The sequence below is a fragment of the Nocardioides sp. Soil_C_8 genome, from assembly GCF_057656315.1.
This window is the reverse complement of sequence record NZ_JBDGKQ010000004.1, coordinates 164,287-178,862: the sequence shown is the minus strand read 5'-3', so window position 1 is coordinate 178,862 and position 14,576 is coordinate 164,287. Positions and strand designations below refer to the sequence as shown.

The window sequence follows — 14,576 nt, the reverse complement described above, 5'->3', positions numbered from 1 at the left end:
TACGATCGAGGCATGGCTGAGCACACCTCTGAGACCCCCATCGAGCACGGCACCAGCCGCGTCAAGCGCGGCATGGCGGAGATGCTCAAGGGCGGCGTGATCATGGACGTCGTCACCGCCGAGCAGGCGAAGATCGCCGAGGACGCCGGCGCCGTCGCCGTGATGGCGCTCGAGCGCGTCCCGGCCGACATCCGCGCCCAGGGCGGCGTGTCCCGGATGAGCGACCCCGACATGATCGACGGCATCATCGAGGCCGTCTCGATCCCCGTGATGGCCAAGGCCCGCATCGGCCACTTCGCCGAGGCGCAGGTCCTCCAGTCGCTCGGCGTCGACTACATCGATGAGTCCGAGGTCCTCACCCCGGCCGACTACACCAACCACATCGACAAGTGGGCCTTCACGGTCCCCTTCGTGTGCGGTGCGACCAACCTGGGCGAGGCGCTGCGCCGCATCACCGAGGGCGCCGCGATGATCCGCTCCAAGGGTGAGGCCGGCACCGGTGACGTCTCCAACGCCGTCACCCACATGCGCACCATCGGCGGTGAGCTGCGGCGCCTGCACAGCATGTCCGAGGACGAGCTCTACGTCGCGGCCAAGGAGCTGCAGGCCCCCTTCGAGCTGGTCAAGGAGGTCGCGGCCGCGGGCAAGCTGCCGGTCGTCCTCTTCACCGCCGGCGGCATCGCCACCCCGGCCGACGCCGCGATGATGATGCAGCTGGGTGCGGAGGGTGTCTTCGTGGGCTCGGGCATCTTCAAGTCCGGCAACCCGGCCCAGCGCGCCGAGGCGATCGTCAAGGCCACCACGTTCTACGACGACCCCGACGTGGTCGCCAAGGTCTCCCGCGGCCTGGGCGAGGCCATGGTCGGCATCAACGTCGACGAGATCCCCCAGCCGCACCGCCTGGCCGAGCGCGGCTGGTGAACCGTGCCGCGGCGGCCCCCGGGCCGCCGCGGAGCACCGCTTGTCAGCGCACCGCGCGGGTCAGCACGCGGGCGGCGTTGGTGAAGCCGTACGCCTCCTCGCCCGGTTGGGCGGGCAGGCCGAGGCGCACCACCATCGTGCGCGTCGACGGATCGACGAGCAGCACCTGGCCGCCGAAGCCGAGCGCGGCGAAGACGTCGACCGGAGCCGACGGCGCGAGCTGTCCGGTGGTCGGGTGCAGCGGCTGCCCCTGCGCGTCGACCGGGTCGGTCGCGCCCCGGAGCGCGCCGGGGCGGTTGAGCCACCACAGGTATCCGTAGGCCGCGTTGTGGACCGTCGAGGAGCGCCCGACCGCGCGCTGGATGTACGAGGCGTCGAGGATGCGCTTGCCGCCGGCCCTGCCGCCGACCTTCCCGCCGTCGAGGTAGAGCAGGCCCAGCCGGGCGATGTCGAGGCACGTCGTGCGGAGGCCGTAGAACACCGCGGCGTCGTCCGCACGGTCGGTGACGAAGGACGTCCGGGACATGCCGAGCGGCTCGAAGAGCCGCTTCCGGGCGAACCTCGCGACCGGCATCCCGGTCGCCTCCTCCAGCACGGGCTCGAGCACCTGGATCGCGGCGTTGTTGTAGGCCCACGCGGTGCCCGGGGCGTACTGCTGCGGGAGCGAGACGGCGTACCTCGTGCGGCTCCGCGCCGCGAGCAGGTCGGCGTAGTCCGACTGGAACGACCAGAAGCGGCCGCTGTCGTTCGAGAGCAGGTTGCGCACCGTCACCGACTCCGACGCGGTGCCGCGCCACTGCGGCACGTAGGTCGAGACAGGGTCGTCGAGGCGCAGGTCGCCGTCGCGGACCGCGATGCCCACGAGCGTGCTCGTCACGGACTTGGTGATCGAGAAGACCTCGCGCGGCTCGTCGCGCGGCAGCTGCCAGCTCCACTCACCGGCCACCCTGCCCTTGCGCAGGACCGCGAAGCAGGTGGAGTCGAGCCGGCGGGCCTCGGTCGCACCGCGCCTGACCACCCTTCCGCGCAGGCCCAGCTCCGCCGGGGTCGCCACGGGCCATCCCTCGACGGTGCGCGCACCCGCCGCCGGTCGTCCGGCGGTCGCGTCGACGGCGTCGGCCGTGCTCGCGGACGTGGCTCCCGCGGCCAGTGACAGGGCGAGCAGGACGACGCCCAGGCGGGCCGGGCGGGGGAGCCTCATGGGGCGTGAGCCTACGGCCGGGCGGCCGTCCTAGGATCGGCGTTCGTGAATCCGACCATCGGCGTGCTCGCGCTGCAGGGTGACGTGCGCGAGCACCTCGCGACCCTGCGGTCGCTGGGCGCGGACCCGATCTCCGTACGCCGTCCCGCCGAGCTCGCCGCGTGCGACGGCCTCGTCATCCCGGGCGGCGAGTCCACGACGATGGCCAAGCTGGCCGGCATCTTCGAGCTGCTCGAGCCGCTGCGCGACGCCGTACGCGGTGGGCTGCCCGCCTTCGGGACGTGCGCGGGGATGATCATGCTCGCCGACCGCATCGAGGACGGTGCGGCGGGGCAGGAGACGATCGGCGGCCTCCACATCACGGTGCGGCGCAACGCCTTCGGGCGCCAGGTCGACTCCTTCGAGGAGGACCTCCACCTCGACGGGCTGGCCGACCCGGTGCGGGCGCTCTTCATCCGCGCCCCGTGGGTCGAGGCGGTCGACGACGACGTCGAGGTGCTGGCCCGGGTGGAGGACGGGCCGGCCGCGGGTAGGATCGTCGCGGTCCGTCAAGGCCCCCTGATGGCGACCTCGTTCCATCCCGAGGTCGGCAGCGACGGCCGGGTGCACGGCATGTTCGTGGACCTGGTGCGCTCGGCCTGACGACCGCACGGACGAAGCGACGGATAGAGGGACTCATGTCAGGCCACTCCAAGTGGGCAACGACCAAGCACAAGAAGGCCGCGATCGACGCCAAGCGCGGCAAGCTCTTCGCCAAGCTGATCAAGAACATCGAGGTCGCGGCGAAGCAGGGCGGCGGCGACCCGGCCGGCAACCCGACCCTCTACGACGCCATCCAGAAGGCGAAGAAGAGCTCGGTCCCCAACAAGAACATCGACTCCGCGGTCAAGCGCGGCTCCGGTGCCGAGTCGGGCGGTGTCGACTACCAGGGCATCTCCTACGAGGTCTACGGCCCGCAGGGCGTCGCCTTCCTCGTCGAGTGCCTCACCGACAACAAGAACCGCGCCGCGATGGAGGTCCGGACCGCGGTCACCCGCAACGGCGGCACCATGGCCGACCCGGGCTCGGTCTCGCGGCTGTTCACCCGCAAGGGGATCGTGGTCGTGCCGAAGTCGCAGGACCACGACGGCACCGTCCGCGAGGTCACCGAGGACGACGTCCTCGAGGCCACCCTCGACGCCGGGGCCGAGGAGGTCAACGACCTCGACGAGGCCTTCGAGGTGCAGAGCGAGGCCACCGACGTCGTCGCGGTCCGCACCGCCCTGCAGGACGCCGGCATCGACTACGACTCCGCCGACGTGGAGTTCGTCCCCAGCCTCGAGATCCCGGTCGACGCCGACGGCGCCGGCAAGGTGCTCCGCCTCGTCGACGCCCTCGAGGACCTCGACGACGTGCAGGACGTCTTCACCAACGTCGACATCCCCGCCGACGTGATGGCCGAGCTCGAGACCGCCGACGCCTGAGCCGGGCCCGCCGCGCCGCGTGTCGTACGACGTCGCGCCCGCGGCGCGGGTTAGCGTGGTCGCACGAACACATGTTCGGACGAGACCGGCGGGAGGGGAGTGGCGTGCGCGTGCTCGGCATCGACCCCGGCCTCACCCGGTGCGGCGTCGGCGTCGTCGACGGCAGCGTCGGCCGACCGCTGACGATGGTCGACGTCGGCGTGGTGCGGACGAGCTCCACCCTCCCGATCGCCGAGCGGCTGGTCACCATCGAGAAGGGCCTCGACGCCTGGATCGAGGAGCACCGACCCGACGCGGTCGCGGTGGAGCGGGTCTTCGCACGCTCCGACTCCAGCACCATCATGGGCACCGCCCAGGCCAGCGGCATCGCGCTCGTGGTCGCCGCGCGTCGCGGCCTGCCGATCGCCATGCACACCCCGAGCGAGGTGAAGGCCGCGGTCTCCGGCAACGGACGTGCCGACAAGGCGCAGGTGGGGGCGATGGTCGTCCGCATCCTGCGCCTGGCCGAGCTCCCGAAGCCCGCCGACGCCGCCGACGCGCTCGCGCTCGCCATCACCCACGTCTGGCGCGGGTCGGCGCACAACCGGCTCGAGTCCGCGGTGGCCCAGCAGCGAGCTCAGCTCAGGGTCGCCCAGCAGAAGCAGGAGATGAGGACCCGATGATCGCCTTCGTCCGCGGCGAGGTCGCCGCCGTCACCCTGTCCAGCGCCGTCCTCGAGGTCGGCGGTGTCGGCCTCGAGCTGATGTGCACGCCCGGCACCCTCGCCACCCTGCGCGTGGGCCGGCAGGCGACCCTGCCGACCAGCATGGTCGTGCGCGAGGACTCCCTGACCGTCTTCGGCTTCCTCGACGACGACGAGAAGTCGATCTTCGAGATCGTCCAGACCGCGTCCGGTGTCGGCCCCAAGGTGGCGCAGGCGATCGTCGCGGTGATGAGCCCCGACGACGTGCGCCGCGCCATCACGACCGAGGACGTGAAGGCCCTGACCCGCGTGCCCGGGATCGGTCAGAAGGGCGCCCAGCGCATCATCCTCGAGCTCAAGGACCGCATCGGCCCACCGGTCGGCGCGCACCACCCGGCGGCGGCAGCCGTTCCCGCCGCCGACGCCTGGCGCGACCAGGTGCACCAGGGTCTCGTCGGGCTCGGCTGGTCCGCCAAGGAGTCGGAGAAGGCCGTCGAGGCCGTCGCCCCCGAGGCCGGTGACGCCCCCGACGTCGGCGCCCTGCTGCGCGCCGCTCTCCGCACGCTGAGCAAGGCCTGAGGCGGGCGCGACGGCGATGAACTGGGACGACACCGACGAGGACACCTTCGACGAGATCGAGCTGACCGGCGCCGAGCTGAGCCACCTCCAGCGGCTGACCGACGCCGACGCCGACGGCGACGAGCGCGCCGTCGAGGCGGCGCTGCGCCCCAAGACGCTCGACGAGGTCGTCGGGCAGGCGCGCGTGCGCGACCAGCTGGGGCTGGTGCTGGAGGCGGCCCGCCGCCGCGGCCGGGCGCCCGACCACGTGCTGCTGTCGGGCCCGCCCGGTCTCGGCAAGACCACCCTCGCGATGATCATCGCCGCCGAGATGAGCACCCCGCTGCGGCTCACGAGCGGGCCCGCGATCACCCACGCTGGCGACCTCGCCGCGATCCTGTCCGGCCTCAACGAGGGCGACGTCCTCTTCGTCGACGAGATCCACCGGATGTCGCGTCCGGCCGAGGAGATGCTCTACATGGCGATGGAGGACTTCCGGGTCGACGTCGTCATCGGCAAGGGACCCGGCGCGACCGCCATCCCGCTCGAGATCCCGCCGTTCACCCTCGTCGGCGCCACCACGCGCGCCGGCCTGCTGCCGGGACCGCTGCGCGACCGGTTCGGCTTCACCGCCCACCTCGAGTTCTACGAGCCCCACGAGCTCGACCAGATCGTGCACCGCTCCGCCGGGCTGCTCGGCGTGCACCTGACGTCGGAGGGCTCGAGCGAGATCGCCTCGCGCTCGCGCGGCACCCCCCGCATCGCCAACCGCCTGCTGCGCCGGGTCCGCGACTACGCCCAGGTGCGCGCCGACGGCGTGCTGAGCCTGCCGGTCGCGCAGGCGGCGCTCGACCTGTTCGAGGTCGACGAGTCCGGGCTCGACCGCCTCGACCGCGCGGTGCTCGACGTGCTGTGCCGACGCTTCGGCGGGGGACCGGTCGGTGTGTCGACCCTCGCCGTCGCGGTCGGCGAGGAGCGCGAGACCGTCGAGGAGGTCGCCGAGCCGTTCCTGGTGCGGATGGGGATGCTCGCGCGCACCCCGCGCGGACGGGTCGCGACGCCCGCGGCGTGGCACCACCTCGGTCTGACCCCGCCGGCGATGCCGACGGTCGACTCCACGCTCGACTCCACGCTCTTCGACGAGGTGTGAGCCCCTCCGGGGCACCCGCGTAGACTCCACGCGCTCCCGCACCCGACTCTCGAGGAGAGCCCCGATCGTGAACGACCTCGCTGCGCTTCTGCCCCTGGTGGCCATCCTGGCCCTGTTCTGGTTCATGGTGGTCCGCCCCCAGCGGCGCCGGCAGCAGGAGGTCGTCCGGCTCCAGGAGAGCATCCAGGTCGGCCAGCGGGTGATGATGTCCTCGGGCATCTTCGGCACCGTCGTCTCGATCGCCGACGACCGCGCCCGCCTCGAGATCGCGCCCGGCACCCAGATCGACATCGCCCGCGCCGCGATCGCCAAGATCGACGAGCCGCTGCCGGAGCCCGGCCCCGACGCGCGCGACGATGCCTGACCGTCGTACGGCTCAAGAGGCGCTGCAGCGCCTGACGGTCGACGTGCCGGACTGGCCGGAGAAGGGCGTCACCTTCAAGGACATCACCCCCGTCCTCGCCGACCACCAGGCGTTCTCCGCCGTCATCACCGCGCTGGCGGCCGCCGGCCGCGACGACCACGGCACGGTCGTGGTCGACAAGGTCGTCGGCATGGAGGCGCGCGGCTTCATCCTCGCCGCACCCGTGGCGCTGGCCCTCGGCATCGGCTTCGTGCCGGTGCGCAAGGCCGGCAAGCTGCCGCGGGCGGCCCACGCGGTGTCGTACTCCCTGGAGTACGGCGAGGCGACGCTCGAGGTGCACCGGGACGCGATCGCTCCCGGTGAGCGCGTGCTGATGGTCGACGACGTGCTGGCGACCGGCGGCACCGCGGTCGCGACACGTCAGCTGATCGAGGCCTGCGGCGGCGTCGCGACCGGTGCCTCGGTCCTGATGGAGCTGTCGTTCCTCGACCCGCGGTCGGTGACGGGCGACCTCCCGGTCACCACGCTTCTCACGATCTGACCACGACCAGACCGGTCCGGGCGCGACGTTGCCCGACGGCTCACTAGACTGGGCCAATGGCTGAGGAGCAGGCACCCGCGCAGGACGCCAAGGCGCCCCTCAGCGCGCGCGGCATGCGGGCCCGCCTCGCCCGGGTCGGCACCCGGCCGCCGTCGTCCAACCCGGTCCTCGAGCCCCTGTTCCGGGCCGTGCGCGCCAACCACCCGAAGGCCGACCTGGCGCTCCTCGAGCGTGCCTACGCGGTCGCCGACAAGTGGCACACCGGCCAGATGCGCAAGAGCGGTGACCCCTACATCACCCACCCGCTCGCCGTCACCACGATCCTCGCCGACATCGGCATGACCGAGCCCACGCTGGTCGCGGCACTGCTCCACGACACGGTCGAGGACACCCCCTACACGCTCGACGCGCTGCGCGCCGACTTCGGCGACGAGGTCGCCCTGCTCGTCGACGGCGTCACCAAGCTCGACAAGGTGCAGTACGGCGCCTCGGCGCAGGCCGAGACGATCCGCAAGATGATCGTGGCGATGTCCCGCGACATCCGGGTGCTGGTGATCAAGCTCGCCGACCGGCTGCACAACATGCGCACCCTGCGCTACGTCCCCGCCGCCTCCCAGGAGCGCTCGAGCCGCGAGACCCTCGACATCTACGCCCCGCTGGCCCACCGGCTCGGCATGAACACCCTCAAGTGGGAGCTCGAGGACCTCGCCTTCGCGACCCTGCACCCGAAGATCTACGACGAGATCGTGCGGATGGTCGCCGAGCGCGCGCCGTCGCGCGACCAGTTCCTCGCCGAGGTCGTGGCCGAGATCGAGCAGGACCTCAAGACCGCCAGGATCAACGCCAAGGTCACCGGCCGACCCAAGCACTACTACTCGATCTACCAGAAGATGATCGTCGGCGGTCGCGACTTCTCCGACATCTACGACCTCGTCGGCATCCGCATCCTCGTCGACGAGGACCGCGACTGCTACAGCGCGCTGGGCGTGATCCACTCGCGCTGGAACCCGGTCCTGGGGCGGTTCAAGGACTACGTCGCGATGCCGAAGTTCAACATGTACCAGTCGCTCCACACGACGGTCATCGGACCGCAGGGCAAGCCGGTGGAGGTGCAGATCCGCACCTTCGCCCAGCACCGTCGCGCCGAGTACGGCGTCGCCGCGCACTGGAAGTACAAGGAGAACACCAAGGCCGGCGTCGACACCGACCGCCTCGGCGACAAGGACGACCTGACGTGGCTGCGCCAGCTGCTCGACTGGCAGAGCGAGGTCGAGGACCCGGGCGAGTTCCTGGAGTCGCTGCGCTTCGAGATGAACCAGCAGCAGGTCTACGTCTTCACGCCGCGTGGCGACGTGATCCCGCTGCCGATGGGTGCGACCCCGGTCGACTTCGCCTACGCCGTCCACACGGAGGTGGGCCACCACACGATCGGGTCCCGGGTCAACGGCCGCCTCGTGCCCCTCGAGTCGACGCTCGACAACGGCGACGTCGTCGAGGTGTTCACCTCGAAGTCGCCGACGTCGGGGCCCTCACGCGACTGGCTCAACTTCGTCCAGTCGCCCCGCGCGCGCTCCAAGATCCGCCAGTGGTTCACCAAGGAGCGCCGCGACGAGGCGATCGAGCGCGGCAAGGACCAGATCGCCAAGCTGATGCGCAAGGAGGGCCTGCCGCTCAACCGGCTGATGACCCACGACGTGCTCGCGCTCGTCGCCGAGCACTTCCACCATGCCGACGTCTCGGCCCTCTACGCCGCGGTCGGCGAGGGCAACCTCAGCGCGCAGGCCGTCGTACGACGTGTCATCGACATCCACGGCGGCGACGAGGGAGCCCAGGAGGACCTCGCCGAGGGCGTCACCATCACCGGGCGCTCGCGGACCGCCACGAAGCGCGGGCCGACCGACTCCGGCGTGATCGTCAAGGGCGTCGACGACCTGTGGGTCAAGCTCGCCAAGTGCTGCACGCCGGTGCCTCCCGACCCGATCCTGGGCTTCGTCACCAAGGGCGGGGGAGTGTCGGTGCACCGCAAGGACTGCACCAACGCCTCGAGCCTGCTCGGCCAGCCCGAGCGGGTGCTCGAGGTCGAGTGGGCCCCGACGTCGCAGTCGACGTTCCTCGTCAACATCCAGGTCGAGGCCCTCGACCGCGCCCGCCTGCTCTCCGACATCACGATGGCGCTCTCCGACGCCCACGTGAACATCCTCAGCGCGACGCTCTCCACCACCCGCGACCGGGTGGCGAAGAGCCGCTTCTCCTTCGAGATGGCCGACGCGGCCCACCTCGACGGCGTGCTGCGCGCCGTGCGCGCCGTGCCCGGCGTGTTCGACGCCTACCGCGTCACGGCCTGACCAGCGACGACGAGCCCGGTCAGCTGAAGTCGGCGGCAGCCCTCCGGGCCATGTCGAGGAAGGCCTGCTTGTTGGCGAGCTCGGACTCGAGGTCCTTCACGCGGCGGTCGTCGCCGGCGGCGGACGCCTTCTCGAGCTTGGCCCGGGTCTCGGCGATGCCGGCCTCGAGCTTGCCGATCATGTCGTCGGCGCGCGCGGACTTCTCCGGGTCGCTCTTGCTCCACTGCTCGTCCTCGACGGCGCGGATGGCCTGCTCGACCTTCCGCATCCGGCCCTCGAGCTCCTTCATCCGGTCGCGGGGGACCTTGCCGGCGGCGTCCCAGCGGTCGGCGAGCTCGCGGAAGGTCTTCTTGGCGGCCTCGAGGTCGGTCACGGGGACCAGCGCCTCGGCCTCCACGAGGATGGCGTCCTTGACCTCGGCGTTGGCCGCGAACTCTTGGTCGAGCGCGGCGTTGGCCGCGTCGCGGGCGCCGAAGAAGGTGTCCTGGGCGCCACGGAAGCGCTGCCAGAGCTGGTCGTCGACCTCTCTCGGCGCGGGACCGGCGGCCTTCCACTCCCGCATCAGGTCGCGGTACCTGCCCGCGGTCGGACCCCACTCGGTCGAGGTCGAGAGGGCCTCGGCCTCCTTGGCGAGCCGCTCCTTGACGACCCGCGCGGAGTCGCGGCGCTCGTGCTCCTCGGCGAAGTGCGCCTTGCGGTGACGGGTGTACGTCGTGCGCGCGGTGGAGAAGCGTCGCCACAGCGCGTCGTCGGTGGCGCGGTCGAGCCGGGGGAGCTCCTTCCACGTGGCCAGCAGCTCGCGGAGCCGGTTGGCGCCGTTGCGCCAGTCGGTGCCCTCGGCGAGCCGCTCGGCCTCGGCGACGAGCTTCTCCTTCGCCGCCTTGGACTCCGCGGACTTCTGTGCCCGCTCCTCCTTGCGCGCCGACCGCTGGACCGCGATGACCGGTGCCAGTGCGTCGAGGCGGGCGGCGAGGGAGACCAGGTCACCCACGGCGTGGGCGTCGACGACCTGCTCGCGCAGGGCCTTCACCGACGAGGTGGCCTCCTCGGGCGCGAGCCGCCCGGAGGCGACGCGCTGCTCGAGCAGGTGGACCTTGCCCTCGAGCTCCTCGTAGCGCTTGGTGAAGAACTCCAGCGCCTCCTCGGGCGTGCCGGCCTCGTAGGACCCCACGGGACGCTCACCCTCGGCGGTTCGGACATAGACGGTGCCGTCCTCGGCCACCCGGCCCCAGGGCTGCTCACCCTGGGCCGAGTCGTCTCGGGACTGCTTGTCGGCGCTCATGGTCGCCCATCGTAGTCATGGCCCGGACCGCCCTCGGTAGGCTTCCCACCGACAAGCAGACGACTGGCCGGACGACCGGTCGACGACCAGCGACGACCAGCAAGGACTGACGCCCGTGTTCATCGCCGGCTTCCCCGCCGGACCGTGGGGGACCAACTGCTACGTCGTGGCGACAGGCCCCGGGTCGGAGTGCGTGGTCATCGACCCGGGCAAGGACTCCGCTGCCGGTGTCGACCAGGTCGTCCGCGAGCACCGGCTCAAGCCGGTCAGCGTGCTGGTCACCCACGGCCACGTCGACCACATGTGGTGCGTCGCCCCGGTCGCGGGCACCTACGACGCGACGGCGTGGATCCACCCGTCCGACCGGCACCTGCTGTCCGACCCGATGGCCGGGATGAGCCCGGAGACCACCCAGATGCTGCTCGGGGGCGACTACTCCTGGGCCGAGCCCGACGACGTACGTGAGCTGTCCGACCTCGCCGAGCTCGAGCTCGCGGGGCTGCGGTTCGTGGTCGACCACACCCCGGGCCACACCGAGGGGTCGGTGACCTTCCGCACGCCCTACGCCCAGCAGGACGTCTCGGAGCTGATGTTCTCCGGCGACCTGCTCTTCGCCGGGTCGATCGGCCGCACCGACCTGCCCGGCGGCGACCACGCCACCATGCTGCGCAGCCTGGCCGACAAGGTCCTGCCCCTCGCCGACGACATCGTCGTGCTGCCCGGCCACGGCGAGCAGACCTCCATCGGCCGTGAGCGGGCCACGAACCCCTTCCTCCAAGACCTTCCCCGCGACATCTCCCAGGAACGACGATGAGCAAGATCGCCCCGCTGAGCGGGTTCCCCGAGCTGCTGCCCACGCAGCGTGCCGTCGAGCGTGAGGTCATCGCCTCGGTCTCGCGCGCGTTCGAGCTGCACGGCTTCACCAACATCGAGACCCGGGTCGTCGAGCCGATCGACCGGCTGGCCAAGGGCGGTGAGGTGGACAAGGAGATCTACGTCCTCCAGCGCATCGCCGCCGAGCCCGACGCCCGGGCCGAGCTGGGCCTCCACTTCGACCTCACGGTGCCGTTCGCGCGCTACGTCCTCGAGCACGCCGGGCACCTCGATTTTCCGTTCCGGCGCTTCCAGGTGCAGCCGGCCTGGCGCGGGGAGCGACCCCAGGAGGGCCGCTACCGGCAGTTCACGCAGGCCGACGTCGACATCGTGGGCCGCGACGAGCTGCCGTTCCACCACGACGTCGAGGTCATGTCGGTGATGGTCGACGCCCTCGGCCGCCTCCCGATCCCGCGGGTGTCGTTCCAGTTCAACAACCGCAAGCTGATCCAGGGCTTCTACCGCGGCCTGGGCATCGACGACGTCACCGACGCCATCCGCGTGATCGACAAGCTCGACAAGCTCCCGGCCGACGAGGTCGCGAAGCTGCTCGTCGAGCGGGTCGGCACGACGCCCGAGCAGGCGCAGCGCTGCCTCGAGCTCGCGACCATCCGCGTCGAGGACACCTCGTTCGTCGAGCAGGTCCGTGCCCTCGAGGTGAGCGACGAGCTGCTCGACCAAGGCCTCGAGGAGCTGGCCGCCGTGGTCGAGGGCTGCCGCGCGGTCGCCGGCGACCGCGTCGGTGTCGAGGCCAACCTGCGCATCGCGCGCGGCCTCGACTACTACACCGGCACCGTCGTCGAGATCTTCATGGAGGGCTACGAGCGCCTGAAGTCCGTCGGCGGGGGAGGGCGCTACGACGCGCTCGCCAGCGACGGGCGTACGACCTATCCGGGCGTCGGCGTGTCATTCGGCGTCTCCCGCACACTGATCCCGCTCATCTCCGACGGCGTCCTGTCCGGCAGTCGCCCCGTGCCGAGCGTGGTCCTCGTCGCGCTCAACAACGAGGGCGACCGCCCCGCCAGCACCCGCGTCGCCGCTGCCCTGCGGTCGCGGGACATCGCGTGCGAGGTGGCCCCGTCACCGGCGAAGTTCGGCAAGCAGATCCGCTTCGCCGAGCGCCGGGGCATCCCCTACGTCTGGTTCGTCCAGGCCGACGGCACCAGCCAGGTCAAGGACATCCGCACCGGCGAGCAGGTCGAGGCGGACGCGGGGTCCTGGACCCCGCCCGAGGACGACCTGCGCCCCACGATCATCAGCACCGCCACCACCAAGGAGACAGACAAGTGATCCGCACCCATGACGCCGGCGCCCTGACGCTGCCTGCGAACGTCGGCCAGACCGTCACCCTCGCCGGGTGGGTGGCGCGTCGGCGCGATCACGGCGGGGTGGCGTTCATCGACCTGCGGGACTCGACAGGCATCGTCCAGGTCGTGATCCGGGATCCCGAGGTGGCGCACCCGCTCCGCAGCGAGTTCTGCCTGAAGGTGACCGGCGAGGTCGTCGAGCGCAGCGAGGGCAACGTCAACCCGCAGCTCCCGACCGGGCACTACGAGGTGGTCGCGACCGAGGTCGAGGTGCTCTCGGCGTCCGACCCGCTGCCGTTCCCCGTCGACGACGCGTCCGGCCACAAGGGCGGCGAGGTCGGCGAGGAGGCCCGGCTCAAGCACCGCTACCTCGACCTGCGCCGCTCCGGACCGAACGCCGCGCTGCGCCTGCGCAGCAAGATCAACAAGGCGGCCCGCGACGTCCTCGACGCCCGCGACTTCGTCGAGGTCGAGACGCCCACGTTGACGCGCTCCACGCCCGAGGGCGCCCGCGACTTCCTGGTGCCCGCCCGCCTGGCCCCGGGCAGCTGGTACGCCCTGCCGCAGAGCCCGCAGCTGTTCAAGCAGCTGCTGATGGTCGGCGGCATGGAGCGCTACTACCAGATCGCGCGCTGCTACCGCGACGAGGACTTCCGCGCCGACCGGCAGCCCGAGTTCACCCAGCTCGACATCGAGATGAGCTTCGTGGACCAGGAGGACGTCATCGAGCTCATGGAGGACGTCCTGGAGGCCATGTGGGCGCAGGCCGGCCACACCATCCAGCGACCCCTGCCCCGGATGACGTACGCCGAGGCGATGGCGAAGTACGGCTCCGACAAGCCCGACCTCCGGATGGGACTCGAGCTCGTCGAGTGCACCGACTACTTCAAGGACACCACGTTCCGGGTGTTCCAGGCCGACTACGTCGGCGCGGTCGTGATGCCGGGCGGCGGCAGCCAGCCGCGCCGCCAGTTCGACGCCTGGCAGGACTGGGCCAAGCAGCGGGGCGCCAAGGGACTGGCGTACGTCACCGTCGCCGAGGACGGCGAGCTCGGCGGCCCGGTCGCCAAGAACCTCACCGACGCCGAGCGCGAGGGCCTCGCCGCCCATGTCGGTGCCGAGCCCGGCGACTGCATCTTCTTCGCCGCCGGGCCGGCCAAGAGCAGCCGCGCGCTGCTCGGCGCCGCGCGCCTCGAGATCGGCCGCCGTGGCGACATGCTCGACGACTCGACGTTCGCCTTCACCTGGGTCGTTGACGCCCCGCTGTTCGAGCCGAGCTCCGACGCGGTCGCCAGCGGCGACGTGGCCGTCGGTGCGGGCGCGTGGACGGCCGTGCACCACGCGTTCACCAGCCCGAAGCCCGAGTTCCTCGACACCTTCGACACCGACCCCGGCAGCGCGCTGGCCTACGCCTACGACATCGTCTGCAACGGCAACGAGCTCGGCGGCGGGTCGATCCGTATCCACCGTGGTGACATCCAGAAGCGCGTGTTCGCGGTGATGGGCCTGTCCGAGGAGGAGGCGCAGGAGAAGTTCGGATTCCTGCTCGACGCCTTCAAGTTCGGTGCGCCTCCGCACGGCGGCATCGCCGTCGGCATGGACCGCATCGTCGCGCTCCTCGCCGGCACCGACTCGATCCGCGACGTGATCGCCTTCCCGAAGTCCGGAGGCGGCTACGACCCCCTCACCGCCGCTCCGGCGCCCATCACTGCGGAGCAGCGCAAGGAAGCCGGTGTCGACGCCGAGCCCGCGAAGGACGTCCCGCAGGGCGAGTGATCTCCCGCACGTTTGCCCGGCCATCGCGGTGACGACGGGGACAACGCGTCGTAACGGGATCGTTACCCGTCGGTGATCGTCCACGCGTCACAGGTCACATAGAGTCCCGTTCG

The 14,576-nt window shown here is 71.5% G+C and carries 14 protein-coding genes; 12 read left to right on the top strand and 2 right to left on the bottom strand.

The window, feature by feature from the left end; all coding sequences use genetic code 11:
* Positions 1–12 precede the first annotated feature (12 nt).
* Entirely contained in the window at positions 13–921 is a 909-nt protein-coding gene (gene pdxS, locus AC3A3L_RS17820; protein ID WP_487641383.1) for a pyridoxal 5'-phosphate synthase lyase subunit PdxS, read from the top strand.
* A gap of 43 nt (positions 922–964) precedes the next feature.
* Here pdxS and AC3A3L_RS17815 read toward each other — a convergent pair whose 3' ends face one another.
* The gene (locus tag AC3A3L_RS17815) at positions 965–2,122 is read right to left on the bottom strand and encodes a serine hydrolase domain-containing protein (protein ID WP_487641382.1); all 1,158 of its coding nucleotides are present in this window, start codon (positions 2,120–2,122) and stop codon (positions 965–967) included.
* A 45-nt stretch (positions 2,123–2,167) separates the two neighbouring features.
* On the opposite strand from AC3A3L_RS17815, the gene pdxT reads away from it, so the two are divergent.
* From pdxT to AC3A3L_RS17775, 8 genes are all read left to right on the top strand, one after another.
* Positions 2,168–2,764 (top strand): pyridoxal 5'-phosphate synthase glutaminase subunit PdxT, encoded by a 597-nt coding sequence (pdxT, locus tag AC3A3L_RS17810; protein ID WP_487641381.1) that lies wholly within the window; start codon positions 2,168–2,170, stop codon positions 2,762–2,764.
* Positions 2,765–2,799: 35 nt separating this feature from the next.
* Entirely contained in the window at positions 2,800–3,585 is a 786-nt protein-coding gene (locus AC3A3L_RS17805; RefSeq protein ID WP_487641380.1) for a YebC/PmpR family DNA-binding transcriptional regulator, read from the top strand.
* A gap of 104 nt (positions 3,586–3,689) precedes the next feature.
* Positions 3,690–4,247 (top strand): crossover junction endodeoxyribonuclease RuvC, encoded by a 558-nt coding sequence (ruvC, locus tag AC3A3L_RS17800; protein ID WP_487641379.1) that lies wholly within the window; start codon positions 3,690–3,692, stop codon positions 4,245–4,247.
* The gene (gene ruvA / locus AC3A3L_RS17795; RefSeq protein WP_487641378.1) at positions 4,244–4,846 is read left to right on the top strand and encodes a Holliday junction branch migration protein RuvA; all 603 of its coding nucleotides are present in this window, start codon (positions 4,244–4,246) and stop codon (positions 4,844–4,846) included. The genes ruvC and ruvA overlap by 4 nt, the downstream gene beginning before the upstream one ends.
* A gap of 16 nt (positions 4,847–4,862) precedes the next feature.
* Positions 4,863–5,975: a Holliday junction branch migration DNA helicase RuvB gene (gene ruvB / locus AC3A3L_RS17790; RefSeq protein WP_487641377.1), complete on the top strand. Its 1,113-nt coding sequence runs from the start codon at positions 4,863–4,865 to the stop codon at positions 5,973–5,975.
* Between the two features lie 67 nt (positions 5,976–6,042).
* Positions 6,043–6,339 (top strand): preprotein translocase subunit YajC, encoded by a 297-nt coding sequence (yajC, locus tag AC3A3L_RS17785; RefSeq protein ID WP_487641376.1) that lies wholly within the window; start codon positions 6,043–6,045, stop codon positions 6,337–6,339.
* On the top strand, positions 6,332–6,880 hold the full coding sequence (locus AC3A3L_RS17780; protein ID WP_487641375.1) for an adenine phosphoribosyltransferase: 549 nt from the start codon (positions 6,332–6,334) through the stop codon (positions 6,878–6,880). Before yajC ends, AC3A3L_RS17780 begins: the two co-directional genes overlap by 8 nt.
* A 56-nt stretch (positions 6,881–6,936) precedes the next feature.
* A complete protein-coding gene (locus AC3A3L_RS17775) occupies positions 6,937–9,225 on the top strand; it encodes a RelA/SpoT family protein (protein WP_487641374.1) in 2,289 nt (762 codons plus the stop codon).
* 19 nt (positions 9,226–9,244) lie between these two features.
* Here AC3A3L_RS17775 and AC3A3L_RS17770 read toward each other — a convergent pair whose 3' ends face one another.
* Entirely contained in the window at positions 9,245–10,507 is a 1,263-nt protein-coding gene (locus AC3A3L_RS17770) for a DUF349 domain-containing protein (protein ID WP_487641373.1), read from the bottom strand.
* A gap of 115 nt (positions 10,508–10,622) precedes the next feature.
* On the opposite strand from AC3A3L_RS17770, the gene AC3A3L_RS17765 reads away from it, so the two are divergent.
* Genes AC3A3L_RS17765 through aspS form a run of 3 tightly spaced genes read left to right on the top strand, consistent with a single transcriptional unit; the run spans position 10,623 to position 14,463 of the window.
* Complete coding sequence (locus tag AC3A3L_RS17765) at positions 10,623–11,321, top strand: MBL fold metallo-hydrolase (protein WP_487641372.1); 699 nt, start codon at positions 10,623–10,625, stop codon at positions 11,319–11,321.
* A complete protein-coding gene (gene hisS / locus AC3A3L_RS17760; protein ID WP_487641371.1) occupies positions 11,318–12,670 on the top strand; it encodes a histidine--tRNA ligase in 1,353 nt (450 codons plus the stop codon). The genes AC3A3L_RS17765 and hisS overlap by 4 nt, the downstream gene beginning before the upstream one ends.
* Positions 12,667–14,463, top strand: coding sequence for an aspartate--tRNA ligase (aspS, locus tag AC3A3L_RS17755; protein ID WP_487641370.1), 1,797 nt, complete (start codon positions 12,667–12,669; stop codon positions 14,461–14,463). Before hisS ends, aspS begins: the two co-directional genes overlap by 4 nt.
* The last annotated feature ends 113 nt before the right edge of the window (positions 14,464–14,576 follow it).